This window comes from Sphingobacterium sp. GQ94, from assembly GCF_059758715.1.
Genome location: NZ_JCAXEC010000006.1, coordinates 1 through 25,386 on the forward strand (window position 1 = coordinate 1; position 25,386 = coordinate 25,386).

Below are 25,386 nucleotides of genomic sequence, written 5' to 3' on the forward strand. Positions count from 1 at the left end.
GCAAACGACAACTGCCTGGAACATTGACGAATAAATTTTAACACTCCAAAAAAAAATACAACAAAAACAACGGATCTCATCAAGCGCTGAAGTCAGCATCCTTATATATAACATATTTAAGAGAGCCCTCTTCCTTAGCATTGGAAAATTTTAACTTGCCTTCTTGGATAGAAAATTCAGACACCCAGAACAGGATTTCATAGATTCATTCAATACTTTCTTACTTAATTAATTTCTTATATTTAATCCGTTTAGGACCAACATCGCCTAAACGCTTCTTTTTGTTCTCTTCATATTCCGAATAATTCCCTTCAAAAAAATACACCTGAGAATCGCCCTCAAATGCTAAAATATGTGTACATATTCGGTTTAAGAACCATCGATCATGGGAAATAATGACAGCACATCCACCAAAATTCTCAAGTCCTTCTTCTAATGCTCTTAATGTATTTACGTCAATATCATTAGTTGGTTCATCCAATAACAACACATTAGACCCTTTCTTCAAGTTGATTGCTAAATGAACGCGATTCCTTTCACCTCCTGAGAGTACAGAAATTTTTTTCTGTTGATCTGCACCATTAAAATTGAATTTAGAAACATACGCTCTTGAATTTATCTGTTTATTCCCCAATAGAATATTTTCATTGCCCTCAGTTATATTCTCCCAAACAGATTTTGAAGGATCAAGGTCATCATGCATTTGATCCACATAACCCAATACAACGGTTTCTCCTACCTTAAAAGTTCCAGAATCGGGCCGTTCTTGACCAGTAATTAGACGGAACAATGTAGTTTTTCCTGCTCCATTCGGACCGATAATACCAACAATGCCGGCAGGAGGTAATGAAAAGCTCAAGTTTTCAAATAAAATACGATCACCATATGCTTTTGAAACATTATCTGCATTTATAACAACATTTCCCAAACGAGGTCCAGGAGGAATAAAAAGTTCCAATTTGTCTTCCCGCTCCTTAGTTTCCTCAGAGGCTAATTTCTCATAATTATGTAAACGTGCTTTAGATTTTGCATGTCTAGCTTTAGGTGCCATTTGGACCCATTCCAGCTCTCGTTCTAATGTCTTTTGCCTTTTAGTTTCCTGCTTTTCTTCTTGCGCTAACCGTTTAGCCTTCTGATCCAACCATGAAGAATAATTTCCTTTCCATGGGATGCCTTCTCCTCGATCAAGCTCAAGAATCCAACCAGCCACATTATCAAGAAAATATCTATCGTGGGTAACTGCAATTACAGTTCCTTTATATTGTTGTAGATGTTGTTCTAACCAATCTATAGACTCTGCATCCAAATGATTGGTGGGTTCATCAAGTAATAAAACATCAGGTTCTTGTAACAACAAGCGACACATTGCCACTCTTCTACGCTCACCTCCTGACAAATTGGCAATCAACTCATTTGGCTCAGGACAACGTAATGCATCCATAGCTCGTTCTAGTTTAGAATCTAACTCCCAGGCGTTTGTTGCATCGATAATATCTTGAAGCTCCCCTTGTCTGTTGAGAAGTTTATCCATTTCATCTGCATTTTCATAGACTTCGGGAAGACCAAATTTTTCATTAATTTCTTCGTATTCTTTCAATATTGCGATTGTCTCTGCTACGCCTTCTTCTACAACCTCTTTAACAGTTTTTGTCGTATCTAATATGGGTTCTTGGGCCAAATACCCAACGGAGTACCCTGGAGAAAACACAACCTCACCTTGATAAGATTTATCTAGACCGGCGATAATTTTTAACAAAGATGATTTTCCGGAACCGTTTAAACCAATAACTCCAATTTTTGCTCCGTAGAAAAAAGAGAGGTATATATTTTTGAGGACTTGTTTTGATGGGGGATAAATTTTATTTACCCCAGCCATAGAAAAGATAATTTTCTCGTCTGACATAAGTGTGATTTAGCTTTTTCCACAAATATAATGTAAATACTGACAAATTGATAGTTTTAGGTCTATGGCTTAATTGTTGATAAAAAATATCTATAACAAATGGCTGTGATTTGTATTTTTCTTACATTTATAAAATACAACACCCATATTAATTGAGAAAGGAATTTAATGGAAGCAAAATTTTCACCACGAGTTAAAGATGTCATCTCCTACAGTCGAGAAGAAGCCTTGCGTCTGCGTCATGATTATATAGGAACAGAGCATCTGTTACTTGGACTTATAAGAGAAGGAGATGGTGTAGCAATAAAGATATTAAAAAATATCGGTGTTGACTTGAGTGCTGTACGCTTATCAATTGAGAATACTGTGAAAGGTTTTGCCGTTTCACGTTCTCCAATTAGCAATATGCCACTCACTAAACAAGCAGAGAAGGTATTAAAAATCACTTATTTAGAAGCAAAAATCTTTAAGAGTGATATTATAGGGACAGAACATCTATTGTTAGCAATACTTCGTGATGAGGATACTATCGCATCACAGATTTTACAACAATATAATGTTACATACAATTTATTCAAAGCTGAGGTTGAACAGGACACTTCAGGAATCACAGATGAAGCATCAAATTCTCCATCCGGGGGCGAAGATGAGTATGGCGATGAAGAATCGCAATTCACTACACCGAAAAAAGTATCAGATATAAAGTCAAAAACACCAGTATTAGACAATTTTGGTCGTGATTTAACAAAAGCTGCTGAAGAAGGCAAACTAGATCCAATTGTCGGTCGCGAAAAAGAAATAGAAAGGGTCTCCCAAATTCTTTCGCGTAGAAAGAAAAATAATCCTATTCTTATTGGTGAACCTGGCGTTGGTAAGTCCGCAATTGCGGAAGGATTGGCTTTACGAATCATTCAAAGAAAAGTTTCGCGCGTTCTATTTAATAAGCGTGTGGTAACTTTGGATCTGGCCTCTTTGGTAGCCGGCACAAAATATCGTGGTCAATTTGAGGAAAGAATGAAGGCTGTTATGAACGAACTTGAAAAATCCCCTGATGTGATTTTATTTATCGACGAAATTCATACCATAGTAGGTGCCGGTGGAGCCTCAGGATCATTGGATGCCTCCAATATGTTTAAACCCGCTTTAGCTAGGGGAGAAATCCAATGTATTGGCGCGACTACTTTAGACGAATATCGACAGTATATTGAAAAAGATGGCGCGTTAGATCGTAGGTTTCAAAAAGTAACCGTTGAACCAACGGGCTATGATGACACTATTGAAATATTAAATCAGATTAAGGACAAGTATGAAGAACATCACAATGTCACCTATACGCCGGAGGCTATAGAGGCATGTGTTTCTTTAACAACCCGGTATATTACGGATAGATTCTTACCCGACAAAGCAATTGACGCTTTAGATGAATCTGGATCACGAGTTCATTTAAATAACATCCATGTACCTAAAAGCATATTGGATATAGAGGAAAAGATCGAAGAGGTAAAAATTGAGAAGAATAAAGTCGTACGCAGTCAGAAATATGAAGAGGCAGCTAAACTTCGCGATACTGAGAAAAAGTTGATTGAAGATTTGGAAAAGGAAAAGACAGCTTGGGAAGCAGAAACCAAAACCAAACGTTATACTGTATCTGAAGATAATGTAGCTGAGGTTGTTTCAATGATGACCGGGATTCCTGTTCAACGTGTAAGCCAATCAGACAGTCAGAAGCTCTTAAATATGGGAGAGCTGATGAAAGGTCGCATTATCGGACAAGACGATGCAGTACATAAATTAGTTAAAGCAATTCAACGTACCCGTGCTGGATTAAAAGATCCCAAAAAACCGATTGGTTCATTTATTTTCCTTGGTCCAACAGGAGTCGGAAAAACTGAACTTGCGAAAGAATTAGCTCGTTTCATGTTTGATTCAGAAGATGCTTTGATTCAAATAGATATGAGTGAATACATGGAGAAATTCGCTGTATCACGCTTGGTAGGAGCGCCTCCAGGATATGTGGGCTATGAAGAAGGTGGCCAATTAACTGAAAAAGTTCGTAGAAAACCATACTCTGTGGTCTTATTAGACGAGATCGAAAAAGCGCATCCAGATGTATTTAATTTATTACTTCAGGTTTTAGATGAAGGTCAACTAACTGATTCATTAGGAAGAAAAGTCGATTTTAGAAATACGATCATCATCATGACCTCAAACATTGGTGCTCGTCAATTAAAAGAATTCGGGCAAGGTGTTGGTTTCACTACTGCTGCCAAGGAAAATCAAATGGATTCACATTCAAGAGGTGTAATTGAAACTGCTTTAAAACGCGCGTTTGCACCAGAATTTTTAAACCGAGTTGATGACGTCATTGTATTCAATACATTGAGTAAAGAACATATCTTCAAAATCATTGATATTGAATTGAGATCATTATTTACAAGAATTGAAGGGTTAGGTTACCCGATCAATTTGACGGAGAGTGCAAAAAATTACATTGCCGAAAAGGGATACGACAGTAACTTCGGAGCAAGACCTTTAAAAAGGGCGATCCAAAAACATTTGGAAGACCCAATCGCGGAGGAGATTTTAAAAGGAAAAATGAAAACCGGAAACACAATCCTCGTTGATTTTGATGAACAAAAGAAGGAAATAGTAGTCAACTCTAAAAAAGAAGATTCAAAAGACGATGACTCTCCATTAGCATCTGATATGAAAGGAAGCAAAAAGAAAGATTAACACACATGCCTTATCCTGAAATGGAAATACAGGGTCTTACCTAAGGCATATTTAAAACATAAAAGGCAGCTGAAAAAAATCGGCTGCTTTTTTTTATGGCAATATATTTGCGTGGATTAAACTTTCATAAGACTTTATTGTCTTAACCTAACAAGTATGTATAATTTAATTTACACTATAACTATACCACCTATGAAAAATCTTTTATTAGCTCTAGCAATTGGAACGGCTTCTATCGTTAGTTTCAGTTCTTGTACCAAAGAGTATATCACAAACTATACCCCTGGTACCACCTATGTTTATCCTATTGCATCAAATGATTGGTCAAAAAGCGGAACAGTATATTCTAAAACTATAAATATTGGGGAATTAGATGCAGAGACGTTTGAGGACGGTTTTATAGATGTTGCAATATCTTTCGATGATAATCCCGATTTTTATGAGAATATCCCAGCATTAATAGGAGATTACAACTATTCTGCTAACTACGGAATCGGTGAAGTAACCATCTTTGCAGAGTATGTTGGGCCAAGCAGCTCCATAGCACCTCCTGTAGATATGATTACAAAAATAATGCTTTCGTATGCAGAAATAGGCAATTAATAGTTCCTGCCTTTAAAAAGAGATTTATTTTGATCCTATAAGATATATTTTTCGCGGGCAAAATTAATCTCTTTTTAACATTTTCTTTGCATGCTCGATTGCGGTATTTTCTGGATTGGATCCACTCAACATCTCTGCTATTTCAATAATCCTATCAGATTTATTAAGTATTGAAATATTTGATTTTGTTTTTATACCCCTATCTTCTTTATAAACTTTAAAATGGCTCTTTCCTTGAGCTGCAATTTGAGGTAAATGCGTTATGCTAATCACCTGCATGTCGTTCGATAATTCGTCCATTAGCTCTCCTACTCTTAAAGCCACTTCACCCGATATTCCTGTATCAATTTCATCGAAGATAATGGTTGGTAAAGCAGAAGATTTTGCGACCAAAGATTTAATGGCAAGCATCACCCTGGAAAGTTCTCCTCCAGACGCTACTTTACTAATCGTTTGCAAAACCTGTCCCTTATTTGCTGCAAATAAGAAAGAAATATCATCGGTACCATTTGATTTAAAGTGATGCTGTTTTCTAATTTCGATTTTTAATTGTGCCCAGGGCATACCAACCTTTGAGAGTACTTTTTGAACTTCACTTTCAACAGTTTTAGAAGCTTTTTGTCTGTTTTCAGAAAGTTTATCAGCTAGTTTTTCTAGCTCGACCCTTAAAGAATCAATAATTCGATTAAGCTTATCAATTTGAATTTCTTGATCGTCTGATGCGAGCAATTTATTCTCTACTTCAGATTTAAAACTCAATAAAGCATCAATTGAATCAAGTCTATGCTTTTGCTGCAAATTATACAACATAGATAGTCTATCATTTACGATAGATAATCTTTGCGGATCCATAACAATTTGGTTAGAGGCTTGTTCTATTTCAGTACCTAAGTCCTTTAATTCTATAAATGAGCTTTGCAATCTCTCTAGCAATGGTTCCATACTTGGTAAATACCTCACTCCATTTTGAACAGAAATAATAACTGATTTTAAACCTTCTAATACATTTATTTCGTTATCTTGAAGCTCAGTATATGCTAGATGAAAATATTTTTTAATCTCTTCAGCATTTTCAAGTTGAGCTTGCTCAATTTCTAGAGTTTGTTGTTCACCTAAAATCAAATTAGCCTCATCCAATTCATTAAATATGAATTGAAGGTAATCTTGTTCTGCTTGAGATTTAGTAAGTTCTTCTTGCAAGGCATTTCTTTGCGAAATTGATAAATTATATTGCTTAAATTTCTTCTTATAATCCTCGAGCAAATTAAAATGTTGAGCAAGACTGTCCAAAACCAGTAGCTGAAAGGCTTCCGTATTGATTTGAAGTGTAGCATGTTGGGAATGTATATCTATTAATCTCTCACCTAAATATTTTAGTGTTTGCAAGTTGACAGGAGTATCATTTATAAAAGAGCGAGATTTTCCATCCGCGTGAATTTCCCTTCGAATGATCGTTGTTTCCTCATAGTCTAAATCCAATTGTTCAAAGGCATCCTTAAGGTGGTAATTTTTGATATAAAAATGTCCTTCGATAATGCATTTAGTTTTTACATCGAATAAATGTTTACTTTCAGCTCTATTTCCTAAAATCAATCCTAGGGCTCCCATTATAATGGATTTACCAGCACCAGTCTCCCCTGTAATAATATTGAGCTTTGGATCAAAGCTAATATCTAATGCATCAATTAATGCATAATTTTTAATTAGTAATTTACTTAACATGAAAAGTTTTATAGTATGTCAAATATACTTAATTCTAATGCTAGACGGAAACAATGCATTTTATTTAAATTTTAATATGTTTGTAAAAAACCATGGTAGATTACAGTAAACAATTAAGTAAATATATTCCAATCTCCGCTGCACCTATTGTTTCGCAATGGATCAATGACACGAACTGTAGATTCAAAATTACAAAAACCAGGATTTCAAAACTAGGTGATTACAGATCTCCTTTTCGAAATCAGCCTCATCAAATCACCGTTAACAATGACTTGAACCAATATTCTTTTCTAATAACGACTGTCCATGAATTTGCTCATCTAAAAACTTGGCAGAAGTATAAAAACAAAGTGAAACCACATGGTATCGAATGGAAAGCTATTTTTCAAGAACTAATGGAAATTTTTATAAAATTAAACCTTTTTCCTACCGATGTTAACCTTGCCCTAATACAATATATGAGTAACCCAGCGGCATCAAGCTGTACAGATATAAATTTGTTTAAAACACTCAAAAAATATGACACGGTTAAACACGGACAAGTTACCGTCGATTCGCTAAGCATAAACCAGTATTTCAGAATGAAGAATGGAAGAGTGTTTCAAAAACAAGAAAAACTAAGGAAAAGATATAAATGTTTGGAAGTTTCCACTAAAAAGATTTACCTATTTCATCCAATAGCGGAAGTAATCCCGTTTGAAATTACATCGCAAGTTACATAGAATTAGAAAATAAGTAAAAATAATTATTAGATCCATGAAAAAGCTTTTTTTATTTAGCTCCGTATTACTCCTTAGCTTAGTAGCCTGTAATTCAACATCTGTTGAATCCAATTATGATCCAACTAGTCTAGATACAGTTGCGATATCAGAAATCTCAGCGGATAGTTATAAAAATTATGTTAGCAAGATTTCATCGGATGAATTTATGGGAAGAAAACCTTTTACTGAAGGAGACACCCTTACAGTAAACTACATCAGCGAAGAATTTAAAAATCTAGGTCTAGAACCTGGAAATGGTAATTCTTATTTTCAAGAAGTACCTCTCGTTGAAATCAACAGTAAACCAGCGGAACCCAGGATGACCTTTGTCTCAAATCAAACATCACTGACAATAAATCATCTAGAAGATTATGTCATTGCAAGTCCTCAAATGTTTTCCAATATTGATATAACAGATACAGATTTAGTATTCGCAGGTTTCGGAATTGTAGCTCCAGAATTCAATTGGAATGATTACCAAGATTTAGATGTAAAAGGAAAAACAGTTGTGGTGATGATCTCCGACCCAGGGAGGTACGACAAAACATTGTTTAAGGCAGATACAATGACTTATTATGGTCGTTGGACATACAAATTTGAGGAAGCGTCTCGACAAGGTGCCACTGGAATCCTGTTAATTCACGAATCACAAGCAGCTAGTTATGGTTGGAATGTTGTTAGAAACAGTTGGTCTGGTCCCAGACTTTCTTTAATTCCAGATAATAAAGGGGAAGATTTAGTAAAGTTTCAAGGTTGGATATCGAATCAGACAGCAATGAATTTATTCAAACTAGGAGGTCTAGATCCAAAAGTGATGGAAGAGGCAAAAAAAATTGGATTTAAAGGCATCCCTATGAAGGTTAAGACCAAAGTTAAACTAAAAAACAGTATTCGAGAATCTAAATCTAACAATGTAATTGCCACTCTGAAGGGAAGTAAAAGACCAGATGAAACAATCGTTTACACAGCACATTGGGATCATCTAGGTATTGGTGAGGCCGTGGAGGGTGACTCAATTTTTAATGGCGCAATTGACAATGCAACTGGTGTAGCGGCATTGTTTGAATTAGCAAAAGCATTTAAAGGCACAAAAATTAAACCTGAGCGTAGCATTGTGTTCTTGGCCGTTACAGCTGAAGAACAAGGATTATTAGGTTCACAATATTATGCGGAACACCCAATTTATCCCTTAAAAACCACCGTTGCTAATTTAAATATGGATTCATTTAATCCAGTTGGCGCAATGAACGGTTTTAGGGTCGTAGGGACTGGGCAAACTGAACTGGAAGACTATGCGATTCGATCAGCTCAAAAATTCAACAGAGAGATAAAACCTGAAGGAAGTCCAAGTGCAGGTGGATTTTATCGTTCTGATCATTTTAATTTCGTAAAAGTTGGAATTCCGGGATTGTATATGGGAAGTGCGGGGGACTATCTTGAACCAGACACATCCGTAATTACAAACAGAACAGCAGCATTAGCTGAAAGGTACCATTCAGTTACAGATGAATTAGATGAAAATTGGAATTTCGATGGCATCCTTGCGGATATTAGATTGTTTTTTGATATAGGTTATACCTTGAGTATGGAAAAATCTTTCCCTAATTTTAAGACAAAATCAGAGTTTAAAGAATTAGGCGACAAACGACTTTCAAAATAGTATATTTGTATTGAATAAAAAATAAGAAACCATGCTTACAGGAATGAAACATTTACACTCTACACTGGCTATAGTATTATTAATAGCCTTAGTTATCGCTATCATAATTACGTTAGCAAATTATGCGGGAAACAAAGCCTACAACAGAAAAATAGCACTCATAGGATTAATCAGTGCGCATTTACAATTGGTGATCGGCTTTATCATTTATTTTATATCCCCATTAGGACTAAGTAGTTTCTCGGGAGAGAATATGAAAATTAGTGGATCAAGACTTTATTTTCTTGAACATCCTCTGATGATGATTATTGCGATTGTATTGATTACAATAGGCTATTCAAAAGCGAAAAAAATTACCGATTCTAAAAAAGCAAATCAAACCGTATTGATTTTCTATATCCTTGGACTAGTTTTCATTCTATCAAGAATTCCATGGTCAACTTGGTCTCTATTACAATAATATAATAATAAAGAAAAGGAGTCGTATCAATTTACTAATTAGATACGACTCCTTTTTATTTCCTCGCTGATTTATTATAAAGGTTTATAAATTCTAATTCAACAAAAAAAGTCTAATCAAAACAGAGTAGACTTTATATAATATTTTTGTATTTTCTAAAAGACTATTTTTTACTAAAGCCTAGAATTTTAAAAACGACCTTAAACGCTAAGAATGACGCAACCAAAAGTGCAATATTCGCAATCCATGAAAAAAGCGAAGTTTGTTGATTTAAGGCAGACACTACATCTGGAAGGAAGCGTATAAATACACCTACCAAGCCAATAGCGATTGCAATAACTAAAGAAATGTAATATTCTGTGCGGTTAGCATTATTATCCGTATGTTTTGCTGGTCTTTCTACTGTTGTATTTTCCATATTTGATAATCTCTTAAAAAGCTGTACAAATGTACAAAAGTCTCTGTGCTTAATAAAATAATAATTAAAATTAATTACTTTGACAAGGCCTGTCCTAGGTCAGCAATCAAATCCTCACCGTCTTCAATACCTACTGAAAGGCGTAAAAGATTATCTACTACCCCTACTTTTTCTCTGATCTCTTTCGGAATAGATCCATGAGTCATGGTTGCAGGGTGATTAATTAAAGATTCAACACCACCTAGTGATTCAGCCAAAGTAAATACTTTAAATCCAGATGCTATTCGAAAAGTTTCGTTCAAATCAGCGTTTTTAAGGACGATAGACACCATCCCACCAAAATCTTTCATTTGTTTTTTAGCAACCTGGTGACCTGGATGATCCTCAAATCCTGGCCAATATATTTTCTCAACTTTGGGATGATTCTTTAAGTAGTTCGCAACTAAACGACCATTTTCGCAATGCGCTTTCATCCTTAAATGCAAGGTCTTTATTCCTCTGAGCGCCAAGAATGAATCTTGAGGTCCGGGAGTTCCTCCACAAGCATTGTAATAAAACCAAAGTTTTTTATACAGCTCATCATTGTTTAAGACCAAAGCACCCATCACAAGATCAGAATGACCCGATATATATTTGGTAACTGAATGCATAACTATGTCAGCACCTAAATCAATCGGATTTTGCAAATATGGGGAGGCAAATGTATTATCCACAGCATAAAGAATTTTAAATTCTTTAGCAATCTTACCTATTTCCTCAATATCTGCTAATTTAAGTGTCGGATTAGTTGGCGTTTCTATCCAAATCAACTTAGTTTTATCAGTAATTGCTGCACGAACAGAATTTGCATCGGAGGTATCAACAAATCTAAAAGTAATACCAAGAGGTTCATACACCTTGGTGAAGATACGATATGATCCACCATAAAGATCATCACCAGTCACAACCTCATCACCCGGTTGTAAAAGCCTCAGCACACAATCAGTAGCAGCCATTCCGCTTGCGAAAGCTAGGCCATATTTACCGTTTTCTAGAGAGGCAATACAATCTTCCAATGCCTGCCGAGTTGGATTGGTACCTCTGGAATATTCATAACCTTTGTGATCTCCAGGAGCCTTTTGTTGGTACGTTGAAGTTTGGTATATCGGAGTCATTACAGCGCCAGTTGTAGGATCAGATTGTTGTCCTGCATGAATCGCTTTTGTTGCAAACTTATAATCCATGTTGTTTTTTAATTTATTCAATGCTAAGTTATTAAAATTCTATCGGAGAACGGTATTTAAAAGTGTAATTCAACAGTTCTGTGATTTTATGAGAAATGACGATTTTTTGAAAATCATTTTGCGGTTCATACCCTAAAGGATAATTAAAAAAATACTTTTGAGCACTAGCCTCTATGGCTTCCTTTTTCGAGGGATGCTCTGGACAAACTATATTATAATAGCCGGGGGGGCCTAACAGATCAATAAATTTTTTCAATATAGCTATAACATCATCAAGATGTACAAAATTAGAAATTTGATTTCCAACGCTAACAGTTTTTTCTTGAAAATATTTAGCAAAGATTCTATTTTTACCAAACAAACCTCCAAGTCGGAAGACGGAAGTAAAAGGTAACGAGGACATCTTAATTTCAGCAATTCGCAATCTCCTTGACATCAGTTCCTCCTCAGCAAACGTTTCATCGAAAACCCCATCTTTGTCTGGGTATACCCCTACTGAACTTAAAAATATATGCTGTTTATAAGAGATTGAGCTTAGTAAATTAAAAAGACGGTCAAATCGCCATTCAATCTCATTTTCACTGTTTCTTTTGCTTGCTGGAATAGAATTTAGGATTACGTCAAAGTGTACCTCAATAGGTAAATCAAGTGGTAAATCAGTATCGAAATCGTGTAAATTCGCAAAAATACCATCGCCTATTAACCGGTGGTATTTTTGCAAACTTGTGGTGGTCACCCACACCTGCCAACCTTTTTTTTTAAGATCATGAGCTAACTCTTCTGCTAGCCAACCACAGCCTAAAATCAGCAAGTTTTTCATTTTACTTTTTAGTATGCTTTAGCAAATAACACCCTTTTGTTAGAGGGTTTTCCAGTAAAGATACAAATGCCGTCCTCTAACTCTACATCTAAAGGAATACAGCGAATTGTTGCTTTAGTTTCTTCCTTCACTCGCTTTTCAGTTTCTACCGTTCCATCCCAATGACAACTAACAAACCCTCCCTTATCTTGAAGAATTTGTTTAAATTCATCATACGTATTCACCTGAGTAATATGGCTATCCCTAAAGGTCAGTGCCTTTTGATAGATATTATCCTGAATTTCATCTAATAATGCAACTATTTTATTTGCCAATCCCTCTTGTAGGGTCGTTTCCTTAGTTTGAGTATCACGACGTGCTAATTCAACAGTTCCATTTGCTAAATCACGAGCCCCAACAGCAACACGAACCGGAACACCTTTTAATTCCCATTCAGCAAATTTAAATCCTGGCCGTTGGGTATCGCGATTATCATATTTCACCGAAATATTCAAGCGATTAAGTTCAAGAGTTAATTGATCAACAAAACCGTCAATTTTAACCTGCTCTTCTTCGGTTTTAAAGATTGGAACAATTACAACCTGAATAGGAGCTAATTTTGGCGGCAATATTAAGCCTTGATCGTCTGAATGTGCCATAACCAAAGCCCCCATTAGTCGTGTAGAAACCCCCCAAGAGGTTGCCCAGACATGTTCCAGCTTACCCTCTTTGCTTGTAAATTTGACATCAAATGCTTTTGCAAAATTTTGCCCTAGGAAATGTGATGTTCCAGCTTGTAAAGCTTTCCCATCCTGCATTAAAGCTTCGATGCAAAATGTGTCTAGTGCACCAGCAAAACGTTCATTTTCTGTTTTTCTTCCCCGTATTACGGGTACCGCCAAAATTTTCTCCGCAAACTCAGCATAGACATCCAGCATTCTTTCGGCCTCTTGGATGGCCTCCTTTTCTGTGGCATGAGCTGTATGCCCTTCTTGCCAAAGAAATTCAGCTGTTCTTAAAAACAATCTAGTCCGCATTTCCCATCGCACCACATTAGCCCATTGATTGACTAAAATTGGCAGATCCCGATAAGATTGTATCCAGCCACGATAGGTGTTCCAAATAATTGTTTCCGAGGTAGGTCTGACAATAAGCTCTTCTTCTAATTTAGCATCTTCATCTACGACAATATTTCCATTTCCGTCATTTTTTAAACGATAATGAGTAACGACCGCACATTCAGTAGCAAAACCCTCAACATGTGATGCTTCTTTGGAAAAAAAGGACTTAGGAATAAACAAGGGGAAATAGGCATTTGAATGACCTGTTTCTTTAAATCTCTTATCGAGAATTGCTTGCATTCTTTCCCAAATTGCATAGCCGTATGGTTTTATCACCATACATCCTCGGACAGCAGAATTTTCTGCTAAATCTGCTTTAATGACCAGATCGTTATACCATTGCGAATAATCTTCGCTACGACTTGTTATTCCTTTACTCATTTGACAATTAACAATTGTTATTACTTAATAAATGTGGTGTACATCCACTTAAAATGGTGATTTCAATCAGATCGAAAAATAATTCGTATTTTTGAATGATCAATTAAACCCCGACATAAAAATCGGGTCTAAGATAATAATTAATGACTGTATTATCGAATTTTAACTGTTTTAGAATCATGAAAAGCAACAAGATATTATTAGGAAGCTTAGCATTTACCGTAGCGGTAATGTTTAGCTCCTGTGCCACTAGCAGTCGGACCGTATATCGCGATGATGTGTATAACAACAAAGACACGCGTGGCATTTATCAGAGTCCTGACTATTACTACACTGAAGGAACTGAAGAAGAAGAATATGTAGGAGACTCTGAATATTATGCAGATGAATATAGCGATGAAAATTTCCAAGAAGGGGAATACGAAGAATTAGAATATGCGAATCGAATTAATCGATTTTATTATAATTCTCCGGGAATGAGTTATTATGATCCGTTTTTTGACCCTTGGTTTGGTTATTCAGGTTTCGGGTTAGGTTGGGGAATGTCCTACGGACTTGGATGGGGTTCACCGTTCTATAGTTTTGGTTGGGGTTCACCGTATTATAGCATGGGTTGGGGATCGCCTTACTATGGATGGGGATCACATTATTATGGTTACAATTATTGGGGACCTAGCTCCTACTATAGTTACTGGGGCCATCCATATTATGGATCTGGACAATATGGCTCGGGAGGTAATTACCGCGTTGCATCAAACAGAAGTAGAGAGTATAGAACTCCTTCATCTGGAAGATCATCAATTACAAGAAGTGGCAATGGAAGGCTGTTGACTGGAAGATCAGCTGCTGCGAGTGATAGGAGCAGAACGACGAGATCAACAACCAATCGAGCTATAAATTCTAGGTCAAATGATGGGAGAAATCAATCAACTACCGAAAGGACTCCAACTAGTAGATCCACAAGAGATAGATCGCAAGGAACTATTAGAAGGACGGAACCTTCCTCAAGATCTACAACTGGCAGATCAGAGGGGAATGTTGAGAGGAGACCGACTAGACAGGCCACACCTACAAGACAGGCAGCTCCTACAAGGCAAGCTGAACCTAGATCGACAACTCCTAGAAGCGGAAGTTTTGACAGAAGCGGCTCCAGCAGTGGTAGCAGCATGAGTAGAGGAAGTTCTGGTTCAAGTAGAAGTAGTGGTGGTGGTGGCTCTTCCTCAAGAAGTGGTAGTAGACGTTAATCAAATATAAAACATAAATACGGTAGCCAATATAGAATTATATTGGCTATCCTTTTTCAAAGAATTTAAAAAATGAGAAAAACTGTTCTTTCCGTAACATTCCTTGCTCTATCAGCTATTGTTTTTAATTTACATGCACAATCAACGTTAGAAAATACGTTTTTAATTTCTCGAGATCTGACAAACGGCTCCGCCAGATTCAAGGCGATGGGAGGTGTAAATACGTCCCTTGGTGGAGACATTAGCTCAATATCCGGCAATCCAGCTGGATTGGGATTCTATGAACAATCCGATTTCTCGATTACAATTAATTACCTTAACAATTTGAATAAATCCAAGTATTTTGATCAAACCACAAATTTAAATAAAGGCCAACTCGGATTGGAGAACATAGGCATTGTCTTAGAGTATCCTACTTACAATAACACAGGTTATGGATGGCAAAATTTTAATATAGGAATCAGCGTCGATAAAAAGAATAATTATTTTGATCGCTTAAATTATGCAGGAATAAATGCAAATAATTCTTTAGTTCACAACCTAACAGATGTTATGTTTGAAGATGATCAGTTTGCTTCAGATTTCAAGTCATCCTATTTAGTCGAAAATTTTAAAGGCTCATCAAATGATTATTTTCCAACGGTATTAGAGGCGGATCCCAAATCACAACAGTTAGACTTAGTTAATAAGGGATTTAAATATCAAACAAACCTATCCTTTGGAGGAAACTATAGCAATAAGTTTTATTTGGGAGCAACTTTTGGTTTTGTTTCATATAATTACGAATCCAATAACAGGTTTAGTGAAATTGGCTGGACAAAAACAGCTTCAGAAATCCGACCTGATAATGATCATTCTGATTTTTTGGAGATAGGTTCTAAGGCAAACGGATACACTGATATTAACTATGAATTGAATGATTATATCGATCAAACAGTTAAAGGAAGTGGAATTAATTTTGGGATTGGAGTGATATACAAACCTAATTGGGATTGGAATATTGGTCTGAATATCACATCACCTACATGGACATCTGTACAAGAAGAGAGCTGGTTGCAAACAACGGCAGATTATTACAAAGACGATCAATCAACTACACCTTTGCATGCCGCATATAGTTCACAGATGGGAGGGGGAACTTTTGACTATGCAGTCATTTCTCCATGGAAGGCAGCTTTTGGAATAACTAAATTTTTTCCAAGAGGATTACTTTCAGCAGACCTTGAATATATAAACTATGCTTCTATAAAATATAGAGAAACAAGTTCGGAGCCAGATCTACAGTTTCAAACTCTCATAGAAAATCAAATTGCTGATACTTACCAAACAGCATTAAACCTACGTATAGGGACCGAATTTTTGTTTACAGACAGATTAACTGGGCGAGCTGGATTCAATTATTTGGGTTCAGCATTTAAAGGTGATGATGATGCCGATTATGTTGGAAGCCTTGGTTTAGGATACATCTTATCTAAATCCATTTATATTGATTTAGCATACATGCAATTCAATACATTAAACTATCAACAAACAGCTTATCCTTTAAGCCCCGAGCGATGGGATAGTCCTGAGCCATACGCCGATATTACAAACAAAAGATCAAACGTTGTCCTAACCATCGGGAGCAAATTCTAAAGATTAATAGAAAAATGTCATATACAGTTGGGAAATCAACATTCTATGACATTTTTTTAATATTTTTTCAACCCTTTCTTTCAGACAATTTTCTCACAAAGAGATTATAGTTTTCATGTTTTTCGACATACACGTCCTCTTCCGCATCAATAAAACCATCTAAGGCGACGGCATCATACCAGACTTGATCAATTTCGATTTTTCCACTGGGGCGTAAAACTGTTTTTGCTTTACCCACCTTATTAATCAAATTTGTTTTCATTACCGAAGAGGTATATCCTACTTCAGATCGTTGTTCATCTTCCAGAACTAAGCGTTTAAAGGAAGAAGATTTTAAAATATTCTTTCCAAAAATCACCATGAGTACAATCGTCAAGATCATAGCCCCAATTACTATTATAAATGAATTCATCAATAATCCAGGTTGTGTTAATTTAAAATCAAAATAGTCATTGTCAACCATTGAAAATGCAAGACCACAAAGTATGAGAATAATTCCACAAATCCCAGCGACACCAAAGCCCGGTATCACAAAAATTTCGAGAATGACAAGTATGACGCCTAATGCAAAAATGGCAATTTCCCAGTTATCAGCTAAACCCTGTAAATATAAGGGTGCAAAAAACAAGGATGAACTTATTAGTGCAACCAATAAGGCAAAACCAATCCCGGGAGTTTGAAGTTCGAAGTAAATCCCACCTATAATACCCATTATTAATAGCCCACTCACCAAAGGGTTAACCAAGAAACCAATTAAGTGGTCAACCCAGGTCAACTTATGATTAACTACCTGTGGATTTGTAATATTTAGTACTGAATATATATCCACTTCACTCTTGACTTCTTTTACGGCCAGTCCTATCTTCACAGCCTCTGAGGTTGTCAAAGTTAATAATTTTCCATCTTCTTTTAATTCCGGAATAGAAACCGAGGGATCCACAAAAGCCTCAGCCATTTTTGGATCACGCCCCCTAGCCTCAGCAGTTGCCCGCATTAATCCCCTCATATATGATTGATATTTTTCAGGCAGAATCTCCCCTTGATTATTAACCACTGTTGCAGCACCAATACTAGCACCCTTGTGCATAAAAATATAATCAGCCGCTAAAGAAATTAAAGCCCCAGCCGATGCAGCATTATTATTTACATAGACTACAGATTTAAATTGATTATCCAGCAGTAAACTGGAACGCATGGAGTCTGCAAAATTCAACGTTCCACCATACGTATTCAGGTCAATTAAAAAATATTCAGCTTTTAACTCCTTCGCTTGTTGAATTGCATTTTTCATGATGCGCCAGGAATTTGGTCCAATATCCTCTTTAATTTGAACCGTATAAACAGTTTGAGCATATCCCGAAAATATAGTCAATAAATAAATCGAGATAATTCCTAAAATGAATTTTGTAATTTTGCTCATATCAATAAAATTAATTTTTACCTTTCACCCACATTGTAGCAAATGTCGAATGACTAAATATACAATAAATAAAGTCTTCCATAAAACATTCCCATCGAATATATGGAAAATAGAGGTTGACTCAGAGGCTTCCCAAATTGCTGTTGAGACACGAGATATGGACACAACCATGGCCGAGTTTCACGTTTTTGACTTTGACGGGTATAATCTAATGTCTCCATGCAAGGCTAATGGGAAAGAATGGACCTTAGATTCAATACAAAAAGGACATCTAATTTTAAAAAAAATCGGGGAACATACCCCTATTCAAGAAGGCATCCAAATACTCAGAATTAAGGATAATAAAATAATATTTAACTCCTATGAATATATTTTATTAGATGTTTATCAAGACATCGTCCATGCTCGGCACAGAAGTATTACCTCAGGAGAGACAATTACGATTAACCTTTTGAGTGGAGAATACACAAGAGCCGTCGACAAACGTTTCAAATTCGCCTTAAATAAAATTCAATACCCAATTCCATATTCAGAAATTCCAGAATTCTTAAAATCAGAAGTAGTTATTGAACCGTTGTGGTTAAGTAAATGTGGATCAAATTACCTTTGGTGTTATCATCAATATATGGAAGGTAAATTTAACTTAAATTTCACCTTAAGCAATTTAAACCAAATCCTTGAGAGCAAAGTCATACTACAGGGAATGGACAAAATGATCCCACAACCTTATTTTCAAATTGAACAACAAATGTTCTTTATGTCTTTTAATAAGCGAGAAATTATCTCATATTTAGTATAATTGCAACTAATGATGAATCAACGATTAATAAGTAAGTCAATTACAAAGGCAATATTCATGTTTTCAACCTGTTTTTTGCTAGCAGGAATGAATTTAGTACATGCACAAACAAAGATTGAAAGTCAAAAAACGACCACCATTAATGGAGAGATATATTTGATACACTCAGTTACTGCAAAAGATACTTATTATCAATTAAGTCGAGCTTATGGAGTACCTGTAAAGGATATCATCGCGGCAAATAATAAAAAAAACTTACGCGTAGGTGACACCGTAAATATTCCTCAAAAAAATCAAAAGAAAAATAACGAGGAACAACAAGTTCAGGATGATAAAGAAAAAGATCAAGAAATTAAGACTCTTGATGCGCCGCATGAAATGGTAAATATTCAGGCGAAAATTCTAACAGAATATAAGGTAGGACAAAAAGAAACTCTCTATTCCATCGCCCGCCGATTTGCGACATCTATTCAAGACATCAAATTGTTAAATCAATTAGATTCAGATTCTCTACAAGAAGGTCAATCCTTAAAAATACCAGATGGACCGGTAACCCTAATTGAACCAAAAGTAGCAACAGAACCTAATTATCTGCCCATCCCGGAAATAGAGAGGCAAGAAATTGAGTTTGAAACCAATAGATACGGAATCCGTGAGAAAAAAGAAAAAGGAATTGGATTATGGATGGAAAACCTAGAAACTGATGGTAAAAGCAATTTGGCCTTGCATCGTACCGCACCAGTGGGAACAATACTTAAAATTACAAACCCATTGACAAAAAGTGTTACCTTTGCAAAGGTTGTAGGAAAATTTACCAATACAGCAGAAAGTCACGACGCTATTGTTATCCTTTCCAAGTCTGCGGCAACCTACATCGGTGCATTCGACAAAAGGTTTTTAATTGAAATCACATATGGTGCGCCTGTTAATTAAGATTAAAAAGTCGCAATAGTAATACAATGAAAAAACCTTATGTAATAGGAATTGCTGGAAGTAGCGGTTCAGGTAAAACTTTTTTCCTAAAGAGTTTCTTAGACCATTTTAGCCCAGATGAGGTGACTTTGATCTCGCAGGATGATTACTATATTCCTGCAAACACAAAAACAAGAGAAGAAAATCGGTTATATAATTTTGACCTTCCTACCTCAATTGACAGAAGTAATTTTTACAGTCATTTCAAGGACTTGTTTGATGGAAAAACTGTTTTCCAAAAGGAATACACATTTAACAACCCAGACCTAACTCCTAAAATACTAGAAATAAAAGCGGCACCTATATTAGTGGTTGAGGGATTGTTTATTTTTCATTACACCGAAATTAACGCATTATTGGATTACCGTATTTTTTTAGACGCAGATGAACCGATAGCTTTAAAAAGACGATTAAGAAGAGATTTAATCGAACGCGGATACGACCATGATGACGTCATGTATAAATGGCTCAATCATGTTGTTCCATCTTATAATGAATATCTATTACCTCATAAAAATGAATGCGATTTGGTAATTAAGAATAATATAGACGATCCTTTAATTATTCAAGAATTCACACGCGATATTGCTATAGAATTACGCAAAATAATAGGATAATAAGTTATTTATAATTAATCTAAATTACTTATCTTTGTATCATGTATGATTCAATGATCAAATTGCATGTGCTAGAAAACACACCTTTCCAAGACTCGAAGGGATATTTCCCCTTTCATGATCATGCAGAAACAGGTTTAAAAAAATGCTGTAAAAAATATAAGAAAGGGAAACGTTGTAAAAAGTGTCCTAACAGGATATAAGAATAAGATCATCCAGCCCCCCTTCCTTTGGAAAATATCTTTTAAACAAGACGTAAATAACATTTCATAAGTCAAGAAGAAAGAGAATGGACTATTTAAATATAGATAATTTTTTTAGACTTACATAAAATGTAGAATCTTCTAAATAAAGCCGTATTTTTACCGCATGAAAGTATCTCAAAATGCTTTAAAATGGGCACTGCGCCTATATCCACCATTTTTTTTCCAAAGAATATGGATGAAAAAAATCCACAATAACTTCCTTGGTGCTGATTTGACCATATTCCGAAGCTTCTTAAATATAAATACCAATAAAACAATTTTTGGAGGAACAATCTTTTCCGCTATTGATCCATGTTATCCCATTCTGCTCGATCAATATTTCAAACATAAAGGAATAGAGAGAACTGTAGCGTGGTTGAAAAATGCACATATTGATTACATAAAACCTGGCCGTTTTGATTTATTGATTTCTATACGATTAAACGAATCTGTTTTGGATGCCGCTTTCCAAACAATCAAAGAGGAGGGAAAAGTTCTTAAGACCTTCGAAACTCAAGTATTTGATAAACATGGAACACTTTGTGCAATTGCACATAATGAAATCTACATAAGAGACTTAAATTTTGACTTCAAAAGTTCATATAAAGACAACTAACAGTAAAATATCTAATAAAAAAAAGCATGAAAAATATATTATTATTTACCAGCGCACTTTCGTTATCATTTGTATCATGTCAAAACTCAAATGAGAATAAAGACCAAGAGCTTTCCGAGAAAACAATTGCTATACACGATGAAATAATGCCACAAATTTCATCTTTTGATAAAACAACGCTTGTAATCGATTCGATTTTAACAAATCTTCAAAATATTAAGGCTCAAAATAAAGAACTTGACACTACTCATGTCAGGTTAGAACTAAATCAACTAAAAGATAGCTTGGATGCAGCTACAGACCAAATGATGAGTTGGATGAAAGATTATGACCCCGCAAATCAAGAAACTCAATATCAGGAAATTGAATTTGAAAAAATATCAAAAATGAAATCTCAATTTGATAGAGCACATTCAATGATTGACAAAAATTTAGCTCCATTTAAACAATAAACTATGATTATAAATACTAAAATAAGGGTAATCATCTTTGCTTTAATAAGCAGCTACTGTTTATCCTCTTGTAATTCAACTCAACGTAAGCTGCCTATATATGGTGAAAGAATACCTGAGGAAAAGATAGTGGATGGCCAAACCATAGTAGACACCATTTATCATACCATACCTGATTTCTCGTTTATAAATCAAGACAGTACATTGTTAACTCAAGATTTTTTTGAAAATAAAATTTATGTGGCAAATTTTTTTTTCACGCACTGTCCTAGCATTTGCCCTACCATGCAAAGAAATCTCTTGAAAGCTTATCAAAAATATAAAGGAAATGACAAAATAGCTTTCCTATCCCACAGCATCGATTTTAAATATGATCAACCCCATGTTTTAAAAGACTATGCTACTAAATTAGGAGTAGACAATAATCAGTGGCAATTTGTCACTGGATCAAAAAAAGACATCTATGGTATCACTAGTTCTTATTTAGTTCTTGCCAAAGAGGATAACACAGCTCCCGGTGGATATGATCATCAAAGTTATTTAGTTATCATAGACCCACAAAAAAGAATAAGAGGAGCCTATGATGGGACCGATGATGAGCAGGTACAGAAACTTTTAAATGATCTTGATATTATCTTAAAGGAATATAAATAATGATCTTGCGTATATCTGTTGGGGTATTCATTGTAGTTTCGATGCTCAATTTCTTATTTTCATGCAAGAATGAATTGAGTGTGGAAACTATGCAATATGCAACCATTGGGAAAAAGCTATACCTTACACATTGCCAGAATTGTCATGGAAACAAAGGTGAGGGTTTGGGAAAATTGTATCCGGGATTGACCGACACCTCCTTTCTCATTAAAAACAGAAATAAACTGGCCTGTTTTGTCAGAAATGGGATGAACGGTAAAATCGTTATAAATGGTGTTGAATACAACCAACAAATGCCATCATTTCCAAACCTCTCCTCATTGGATGTAGCATATGTGTTAACGTATGTCACAACCTATTTTGGAAATAGTAAAATCCACTTTAAGCAAGCAGAAATCGAAGAATTCCTTAAGAATTGTCCGTAAAAAATCAAAAGTTATGCAAACTCACAGCTTACAATGATTTCATTTTTCACCTTTTTTATGGGCGTGGGAAAGTGGACACTTAACAATATATTTAATAGTCCTAAGTGATTATTAAAACCATACCATAATCTACTTGTACGATGTTCACATAGACAAGTCTTACTTAAGAAATCAAAAAAAATCGTCTCTGATTCATAAAAACCCAAAAACGTAACATCAACATATGTTCTTAATAAAGGTACTATCAAAAAATTAGTATGCTGTTTTCGACTTTTCTCGTCCCCGAATAGATTAAAAATTGATACTTTATAAGTAAACGAATACAAAGATTTTTGGTAAAATCCTATTTAACAGTTCAATAGTACACATTGGGCTGGAATATCTGTTAAAAGATAAAGGTTTTCAAACGGGGAGAATGAAAACCTTTAATAACCAATTATAAACCTAAATTATGATACACAAAGATAGTGTAATTTCTACACATGTCAAGTCTTTTTTGAAAAATTAACAATTTCTTAACACAGGAAGCCCTAGAGACCGATTGATTATAACGTATAAGTGACAAAAAAAAGCATAAAATATATATATATTTGGATCCGAATGAACATTCAATTAACAGATAAAAAGATTCAAATCTTTGAAAGCACGCTTAATCTAATCCATGAATTTGGGTTTCATGGATCACCTATGAGCAAAATTGCAAAACATGCGAATGTCGCTGTAGGTTCCATCTATCATTATTTTCCCTCAAAAGAAGATTTAATCATAGAATTATACTGGCATTGTAAAGAAATTCTAAATTCTGATGTTTTTCTGGAACAAGATGATAATTTGCCTTATGAATTGAGATTTAAAAGCATTTGGAAAAATTTAGTGCGGTTTTACATAAACCATGCTGAAATATTCAGCTTTTTGGAACAGTTTTATGGCTCCCCTTTTTATCAAGGGGTTAGACAAAGTATATTCAAAAACAAATCTACTAGAAATAAAACAATCAATTTTCTAGAAGAAGGAATCCATATAAAGCAATTGAAAGTGTCGAATACTCTTATTCTTATTTCAATTTTTATGGGCCCTATTATTCCGTTGGTAAGAGGTTGTCTACATAATGATTCTCCAATGGACGAACAGGAAGTAGATGAATTAGTTAGCATTATTTGGAACAGCGTAAAATTTTAACATATGAAACTTAACATTAAGGACTTATTACTTTATTTCTCCTTTACAGCGATCTCAATTGGATCGGCTTTTTCCCAAAACTCAAATACTTTAGGCAGTAATGCTACGCTGGATGAACTCATCAGTTATGCACTGAATAATAAAATAGAAATTAAACAAGCAAAAATCGACCAAGAGATTGGTGAAAAAGAAATTGCGTCTGCGTTGTCTGGATGGTTTCCTCAAATTAATGCAACAGGTAACCTAACTTACTTTACTCAACTGCCTACGACAAACTTCAATGGTCAAGACATAGCGATGGGGCAAAAAAACTCATCTGCGCTAAGTTTTCAGGTAGATCAGGCCCTAATCAATCCCGGACTATTTCAAGCATCCAAAGCTTCAAAATATATTCGAGATCAAAACTCTCTCTCTCTTGAGAGTACAAAAATTAATACTGTTGTTCAGGTTAGCAAGGCATACTATGATATTTTAACCAGTGAAGAACAAATTAATATTATAAATGAGAATATCGCTCGACTGAATAGGCAATATACAGAAGCGAATGCTCGCTATGAAACAGGTTTGGTTGATAAAACAGATTATAAACGAGCACAGATCTCACTCAATAACGCGAAAGCTGAATTAAAATCTGCTGTTGAATTCAAAAAATACAAATATGATTACCTTAAAACACTTTTAGGCATGAACCCCTCAGAAGGTGTTACCTTATCTTTTGAGAGTCAAAATATGGAATCAAATATTTTATTAGACACCACCGAATTAGTTCAAATTGCAAATAGAGTAGAATATAAACAATTAGAAACTTTGATGGATATTCAACAACTAAACACTCAATATCAGAAATGGATGTTCTTACCAAAATTGGGCGCATTTGCTAATTATGGACTAAATTATAGAAATAATAATTTCGGAGATTTATATTCAAATAATTTTCCTCAATCGAGTATAGGTTTAAGTTTATCTATCCCAATTTTTCAAGGAACAAAAAGAATTCAGGAAGTCAAAAAATCTGAACTTCAGGAATCTAGATTAGCATTGGATTTAGAAAATCTAGAGAATCAGATAAGTGTAGAGTACTCTGCGGCAATGGCCAATTACCGGGCGAATATGAATGATTGGAAAAATGCGAAAGAAAATATGGTTCTATCGGAGGAAGTTTACAATACAATCAAGCTTCAATACGACGCTGGTGTGAAGACCTATTTAGAATTAATGACCTCAGAAACAGATTTAAAAACCAGCCAACTCAATTATTTAAATTCACTTTATGCTGTACTTGCGAGTAAATTAGATATTCAACAAGCATTAGGAACAGTTAATATTCTCGATTAAGAAAAAACA

Annotated in this window: 23 protein-coding genes; 16 read left to right on the forward strand and 7 right to left on the reverse strand. The window is 35.1% G+C overall.

Going from position 1 to position 25,386, the window contains the following annotated elements:
- Window positions 1–220: 220 nt before the first annotated feature.
- A complete protein-coding gene (ettA, locus tag AC6CHH_RS07350; RefSeq protein ID WP_498281329.1) occupies window positions 221–1,903 on the reverse strand; it encodes an energy-dependent translational throttle protein EttA in 1,683 nt (560 codons plus the stop codon).
- A 168-nt stretch (window positions 1,904–2,071) separates the two neighbouring features.
- Here ettA and AC6CHH_RS07355 point away from each other — a divergent pair, with 168 nt between their 5' ends.
- Window positions 2,072–4,636 (forward strand): ATP-dependent Clp protease ATP-binding subunit, encoded by a 2,565-nt coding sequence (locus tag AC6CHH_RS07355; RefSeq protein ID WP_498281331.1) that lies wholly within the window; start codon window positions 2,072–2,074, stop codon window positions 4,634–4,636.
- A gap of 192 nt (window positions 4,637–4,828) precedes the next feature.
- The gene (locus AC6CHH_RS07360; RefSeq protein ID WP_498281333.1) at window positions 4,829–5,239 is read left to right on the forward strand and encodes a hypothetical protein; all 411 of its coding nucleotides are present in this window, start codon (window positions 4,829–4,831) and stop codon (window positions 5,237–5,239) included.
- A gap of 63 nt (window positions 5,240–5,302) precedes the next feature.
- Here the strand turns inward: AC6CHH_RS07360 and recN are convergent, their stop codons facing one another.
- Window positions 5,303–6,961: a DNA repair protein RecN gene (recN, locus tag AC6CHH_RS07365; RefSeq protein WP_498281335.1), complete on the reverse strand. Its 1,659-nt coding sequence runs from the start codon at window positions 6,959–6,961 to the stop codon at window positions 5,303–5,305.
- Between the two features lie 92 nt (window positions 6,962–7,053).
- On the opposite strand from recN, the gene AC6CHH_RS07370 reads away from it, so the two are divergent.
- The 3 genes from AC6CHH_RS07370 to AC6CHH_RS07380 are packed head-to-tail and all read left to right on the forward strand — an operon-like array spanning window position 7,054 to window position 9,842.
- The gene (locus tag AC6CHH_RS07370) at window positions 7,054–7,683 is read left to right on the forward strand and encodes a SprT-like domain-containing protein (protein WP_498281337.1); all 630 of its coding nucleotides are present in this window, start codon (window positions 7,054–7,056) and stop codon (window positions 7,681–7,683) included.
- Window positions 7,684–7,717: 34 nt separating this feature from the next.
- A complete protein-coding gene (locus tag AC6CHH_RS07375; protein ID WP_498281339.1) occupies window positions 7,718–9,382 on the forward strand; it encodes a M28 family metallopeptidase in 1,665 nt (554 codons plus the stop codon).
- Window positions 9,383–9,413: 31 nt separating this feature from the next.
- Window positions 9,414–9,842 (forward strand): hypothetical protein, encoded by a 429-nt coding sequence (locus AC6CHH_RS07380; protein WP_498281341.1) that lies wholly within the window; start codon window positions 9,414–9,416, stop codon window positions 9,840–9,842.
- Between the two features lie 163 nt (window positions 9,843–10,005).
- On the opposite strand, the gene AC6CHH_RS07385 is transcribed toward AC6CHH_RS07380, so the two are convergent.
- The 4 genes from AC6CHH_RS07385 to proS form a co-directional block, all read right to left on the reverse strand.
- A complete protein-coding gene (locus tag AC6CHH_RS07385) occupies window positions 10,006–10,260 on the reverse strand; it encodes a hypothetical protein (RefSeq protein ID WP_498281343.1) in 255 nt (84 codons plus the stop codon).
- Between the two features lie 74 nt (window positions 10,261–10,334).
- Entirely contained in the window at window positions 10,335–11,483 is a 1,149-nt protein-coding gene (locus AC6CHH_RS07390; protein WP_498281659.1) for a cystathionine gamma-synthase, read from the reverse strand.
- 31 nt (window positions 11,484–11,514) lie between these two features.
- Entirely contained in the window at window positions 11,515–12,303 is a 789-nt protein-coding gene (locus AC6CHH_RS07395) for a Rossmann-fold NAD(P)-binding domain-containing protein (RefSeq protein ID WP_498281345.1), read from the reverse strand.
- Window positions 12,304–12,311: 8 nt separating this feature from the next.
- Window positions 12,312–13,784: a proline--tRNA ligase gene (proS, locus tag AC6CHH_RS07400; protein ID WP_498281348.1), complete on the reverse strand. Its 1,473-nt coding sequence runs from the start codon at window positions 13,782–13,784 to the stop codon at window positions 12,312–12,314.
- Between the two features lie 179 nt (window positions 13,785–13,963).
- Between proS and AC6CHH_RS07405 the strand changes: the two genes are divergently transcribed.
- Window positions 13,964–15,028: a hypothetical protein gene (locus AC6CHH_RS07405; RefSeq protein WP_498281351.1), complete on the forward strand. Its 1,065-nt coding sequence runs from the start codon at window positions 13,964–13,966 to the stop codon at window positions 15,026–15,028.
- Window positions 15,029–15,100: 72 nt separating this feature from the next.
- Window positions 15,101–16,663 (forward strand): OmpP1/FadL family transporter, encoded by a 1,563-nt coding sequence (locus AC6CHH_RS07410; RefSeq protein ID WP_498281354.1) that lies wholly within the window; start codon window positions 15,101–15,103, stop codon window positions 16,661–16,663.
- Window positions 16,664–16,730: 67 nt separating this feature from the next.
- On the opposite strand, the gene AC6CHH_RS07415 is transcribed toward AC6CHH_RS07410, so the two are convergent.
- Complete coding sequence (locus tag AC6CHH_RS07415; RefSeq protein ID WP_498281357.1) at window positions 16,731–18,083, reverse strand: NfeD family protein; 1,353 nt, start codon at window positions 18,081–18,083, stop codon at window positions 16,731–16,733.
- A gap of 49 nt (window positions 18,084–18,132) precedes the next feature.
- On the opposite strand from AC6CHH_RS07415, the gene AC6CHH_RS07420 reads away from it, so the two are divergent.
- The 9 genes from AC6CHH_RS07420 to AC6CHH_RS07460 all read left to right on the forward strand — a co-directional run bounded on the left by AC6CHH_RS07420 (window position 18,133) and on the right by AC6CHH_RS07460 (window position 25,377).
- Window positions 18,133–18,882 carry a hypothetical protein gene (locus AC6CHH_RS07420; RefSeq protein ID WP_498281359.1) on the forward strand — a complete coding sequence of 250 codons (750 nt, stop codon included), beginning with the start codon at window positions 18,133–18,135 and terminating at the stop codon, window positions 18,880–18,882.
- A gap of 9 nt (window positions 18,883–18,891) precedes the next feature.
- Window positions 18,892–19,815 carry a DPBB and LysM peptidoglycan-binding domain-containing protein gene (locus tag AC6CHH_RS07425; protein WP_498281361.1) on the forward strand — a complete coding sequence of 308 codons (924 nt, stop codon included), beginning with the start codon at window positions 18,892–18,894 and terminating at the stop codon, window positions 19,813–19,815.
- 26 nt (window positions 19,816–19,841) lie between these two features.
- Window positions 19,842–20,471: a uridine kinase family protein gene (locus AC6CHH_RS07430; RefSeq protein ID WP_498281363.1), complete on the forward strand. Its 630-nt coding sequence runs from the start codon at window positions 19,842–19,844 to the stop codon at window positions 20,469–20,471.
- Between the two features lie 369 nt (window positions 20,472–20,840).
- Window positions 20,841–21,332, forward strand: a complete 492-nt coding sequence (locus AC6CHH_RS07435; RefSeq protein WP_498281365.1) for a hotdog fold domain-containing protein — start codon at window positions 20,841–20,843, stop codon at window positions 21,330–21,332.
- A 26-nt stretch (window positions 21,333–21,358) separates the two neighbouring features.
- On the forward strand, window positions 21,359–21,784 hold the full coding sequence (locus tag AC6CHH_RS07440; RefSeq protein WP_498281367.1) for a transposase: 426 nt from the start codon (window positions 21,359–21,361) through the stop codon (window positions 21,782–21,784).
- Window positions 21,785–21,787: 3 nt separating this feature from the next.
- Entirely contained in the window at window positions 21,788–22,438 is a 651-nt protein-coding gene (locus AC6CHH_RS07445; RefSeq protein ID WP_498281369.1) for an SCO family protein, read from the forward strand.
- Window positions 22,438–22,863, forward strand: a complete 426-nt coding sequence (locus AC6CHH_RS07450; RefSeq protein WP_498281371.1) for a c-type cytochrome — start codon at window positions 22,438–22,440, stop codon at window positions 22,861–22,863. Before AC6CHH_RS07445 ends, AC6CHH_RS07450 begins: the two co-directional genes overlap by 1 nt.
- A 600-nt stretch (window positions 22,864–23,463) precedes the next feature.
- Window positions 23,464–24,042 (forward strand): TetR/AcrR family transcriptional regulator, encoded by a 579-nt coding sequence (locus tag AC6CHH_RS07455; protein ID WP_498281373.1) that lies wholly within the window; start codon window positions 23,464–23,466, stop codon window positions 24,040–24,042.
- Between the two features lie 3 nt (window positions 24,043–24,045).
- A complete protein-coding gene (locus AC6CHH_RS07460) occupies window positions 24,046–25,377 on the forward strand; it encodes a TolC family protein (protein ID WP_498281375.1) in 1,332 nt (443 codons plus the stop codon).
- Window positions 25,378–25,386 lie beyond the last annotated feature (9 nt).